This window comes from Conyzicola sp. (assembly GCF_046714715.1).
Lineage (GTDB): Bacteria > Actinomycetota > Actinomycetes > Actinomycetales > Microbacteriaceae > Conyzicola.
The window spans coordinates 1-3394 of sequence record NZ_JBKKAD010000184.1; the positions used below are offsets into that span (position 1 = coordinate 1).

At 68.8% G+C, this 3394-nt stretch carries 4 protein-coding genes; all 4 read right to left on the reverse strand.

Features of this window, described 5'->3' with window-relative positions:
* Positions 1 to 66: 66 nt before the first annotated feature.
* From ACLQ6X_RS14835 to ACLQ6X_RS14850, 4 genes are read right to left on the reverse strand one after another with little or no spacing between them, the layout of a single operon-like run.
* Positions 67 to 921: an alpha/beta fold hydrolase gene (locus tag ACLQ6X_RS14835; RefSeq protein WP_411700931.1), complete on the reverse strand. Its 855-nt coding sequence runs from the start codon at positions 919 to 921 to the stop codon at positions 67 to 69.
* Positions 918 to 1565, reverse strand: a complete 648-nt coding sequence (locus tag ACLQ6X_RS14840) for a hypothetical protein (protein ID WP_411700932.1) — start codon at positions 1563 to 1565, stop codon at positions 918 to 920. The genes ACLQ6X_RS14835 and ACLQ6X_RS14840 overlap by 4 nt, the downstream gene beginning before the upstream one ends.
* A complete protein-coding gene (locus tag ACLQ6X_RS14845) occupies positions 1562 to 2473 on the reverse strand; it encodes a carbohydrate ABC transporter permease (RefSeq protein ID WP_411700933.1) in 912 nt (303 codons plus the stop codon). Before ACLQ6X_RS14845 ends, ACLQ6X_RS14840 begins: the two co-directional genes overlap by 4 nt.
* Positions 2470 to 3336: a carbohydrate ABC transporter permease gene (locus tag ACLQ6X_RS14850; protein ID WP_411700934.1), complete on the reverse strand. Its 867-nt coding sequence runs from the start codon at positions 3334 to 3336 to the stop codon at positions 2470 to 2472. Before ACLQ6X_RS14850 ends, ACLQ6X_RS14845 begins: the two co-directional genes overlap by 4 nt.
* Positions 3337 to 3394: the final 58 nt, after the last annotated feature.

The window sequence follows — 3394 nt, forward strand, 5'->3', positions numbered from 1 at the left end:
CGCCGGCGCGGCCGCCCGCCCCCGCCCCCCCCCGCCCCCGCGCCCCCCCCTCCGCGCGTGCGCGGCTCAGTTCGCGGCGGTGTGGGCGCGCAGGAACCACGCCATTTCGTCGAGCGTGCGCAGCGCGCCCGGCAGACCCGGCGTGTTGAGATGCCCGTGCAGCACACCGGTCTCGAGGTACTCGCTTACGGGCACGCCCGCCGCGCGCAGGCGCGAGGCCGCATCCAGAGCCGACGGCAGCAGGTCGTCGTACTCGGCACCGATAACGAGGGTCGGGGGCAGCCCCGCGAAGTCCGCCGTGTCCGAATAGGCGGTGCCCGGATACGCCAGGGGCGGCGGGTCGTCGGCGAGCGGGCCGAGATAGAACGTCGCCATCGCGGTCATCTTCGCGGGAGCGAAGCGCACCGACTCAGGCAGCGGCGCCATGCGCTCCTCAAGCTCGGCGGTGGCGGGCGGGTTCACCCGGTGCAGGTACGGGTAGGCCAGAACGAGGGCGGCGAGAGGTGTACCCGCGTCGCGCAGCCGCAAAGCCGCGGCCAGCGCGAGATTGCCGCCCGCGCTCGTGCCGCCGAGCAGTACCGGTCCGGTGGCGCGCGACGTGAACGATACGACGGCGACCACGTCGTCGGCTCCCGCCGGGAAGGCCGCGAGCCGGTAGTCGACCGAGACGACGGTCACGCCCGCCCGGGCGACGAGCTCACGCGCCACGACGTCCGCCTCGGGCATGTCGAGGTCGCCGGCCGCGAACCCGCCGCCGTGCAGCCAGACGAGGGTCGGCCCGGACGAACCGTAGGTGCGCACCGGCACCCCGGCGATCGTCGACGACACGACCAGGCGGGCGGGCGCCTCATAGCCGGGCAGCGGCGCCGCCATCGAGACCCCGGAATCGAGGCGGGACGCGAGCGTCGGATCGAGCGTCACGCCCGGCGCGCGGCGTGCCGCACCGAGATCGCGGCGACCGCGAAGCACACGCAGCCGAGGGCCGGGATGATCAGCGGCGGCAGCATCCAGGTGAACAGCACCACGAGACCGGCACCCACGAGGAGGTAGACCGACCCGATCGCGTCGGTGCGCAGCGACGCGAAGCCGACCCGCACGGCGGTCCGCCATCCGGCAACCGGCGTCCACGACGCGGCGACCCACAGCGTGAGCACCGTGAGCGCAGCGAGCAGCACGACCGCCAGGGCGCCGACGGCCACGCCGCCGGGCAGCGCGCCGCTCGCGACGAGCAGCAGGTCCATCAGCAGGATGCCCGTGACCGCGAGCCAGGCGCAGCCGATGCCGACCCCGCCGGTGAATCCCTCGCGCACGTCGCCCGCGACCAGCGCGAGTTGCGAGCCTTCCGCGCGCAGGAAGCGCATGAGGTGCCGCTTGCCCACGGCGATCGCGAGCGGGATCGTCACTATCGGGATCGAGATGAGCACCACGATGATGCCGGTGAGCAGCACCTCGCCGAACAGCGCGAACTTCTGCTTCGCGCCGGGCCAGGCGCCTGCATCAGACGACGTCGGCCCGATGCCCGAGGCGGCGTGCGACTTGGCCCTGCGCGACGAGGCGATGGTCATCCCTTCAGCCCCTGCGTCGCCACACCCTCCACGAGGAAGCGCTGGAAGATGAAGAAGAACAGCGCGATCGGGATGAGCGCGAGCACCGAGATGGCGATCGTCGCGCCGTAGTCGCTGACGCTGGTCTGGTCGTTGTACAGCCGCAGCGCGAGCGGCAGCGGGTACTTGTCGGTCGAGTTGAGATAGAGCAGCGGGCCGAGGAAGTCGTTCCAGCTCCAGATGAAGGCGAAGATCGAGCTCGTGACGAGCGCCGGCTTGATGAGGGGCAGGGTGATCGAGAAGAAGACCCGCGGATGTCCCGCGCCATCGATTCTCGCGGCCTCGTCCAACTCCATCGGCAGGTTGCGGATGAACTGCACCATGAGGAACACGAAGAACGCCTCGGTGGCCAGGAACTTGACCACGAGCAGCGGCACGAACGTGTCGACCAGGCCGAGGCGCTGGAAGATGATGTACTGCGGGATGATCAGCACGTGGAACGGCAGCAGCAGCGTCGCGATCATTAGGCCGAAGAAGATCTTGCTGCCGGCGAACCGCACCCGGGCGAACGCGTAGGCGGCCATCGACGACGAGATGACCACGCCGATGACGGAGCCGACAGCGAGGATGAGCGAGTTGAGGAAGAACGTGTACACCGGGATGCCGCCGATGCCCTGCAACACCTTGACGTAGTTCTGGATCGTCGGGTTCTCGGGCAGCAGCGAGACGTTGCCGTTGATGTCGGCCGAGGGCTTGAACGATGCGAGCACCATCCAGAGCAGCGGGTAGAGCACGACCGCCACGATCACGGTGAGCGCCACCGCCCAGATCACGGTGACCCAGGTCGAGCGCTTCTTCCACTTCGGAACGCGCTGCTTCTGGCCGGTGAGCGGCAGGACGGGAGCGAGCTCGGTGTCGAGAGCGGTCATTTGAGGTCACCTCCGTAGTGCACCCAGAACTTCGAGGTGCGGAATAGGACGAACGCGGCGATACCGACGACCACGAGCAGCAGCCAGGCCATCGCCGAGGCGTAGCCCATCTGCAGGTCGCCAAAGGCCCGCTGGTAGAGGTACACGGTGTAGAAGTTGGTGCTGCCGGCGGGACCGCCGGTGCCCGACGAGATGATGAACGCCGAGGCGAAGATCTGGAATGCGCCGATCATCTCGAGCAGCAGGTTGAAGAAGATGACGGGCGAGAGCATCGGCAGCGTGACGCTGCGGAACTTGCGCCACGGGCCGGCCCCGTCGACATCCGCCGCCTCGTACAGCTCGCCGGGGATCTGCTTGAGTCCCGCGAGGAAGATGACCATGGGGGCGCCGAACTGCCAGACCGCGAGCAGGATCATCATCGGCATGACAAGGGCCGGGTTTCCGACCCAGCCGCCGGCCTCGATGCCGATGAAGCTCAGGCCGGTGTCGACCGGTCCCTCGTTGTTGAACATCGCGCGCCAGACGATGGCGACGCTGACGCTCGCGCCGATGAGCGACGGTGCGTAGAAGGCCGAGCGGAAGAACCCGGTGCCTTTGCTGCGGTAGTTCAGCAGCATCGCGACGCCGAGGGCGGCGGCCAGCTTGATCGGGGTGCCCACGAGAACGTAGACGAGGGTGATCTGCACCGACTGCTGGAACTGCGGGTCGGCGAACATGCGGGTGAAGTTGTCGAGGCCGATCCACTCGGGGTCGGTGAACAGGTTGTACTTCGTGAAGGCGAGGTACAGCGAGATCAGCATCGGCCCGAGCGTGAGCACGAAGAACCCGACGAGCCACGGTGTGAGGAAGAGGTAGCCCGCTATGCCGTCGCGCTTCTTCTCACTGAGCTTGGGGCGGCCCCCGGCCCGGGAAGCTGAGCTT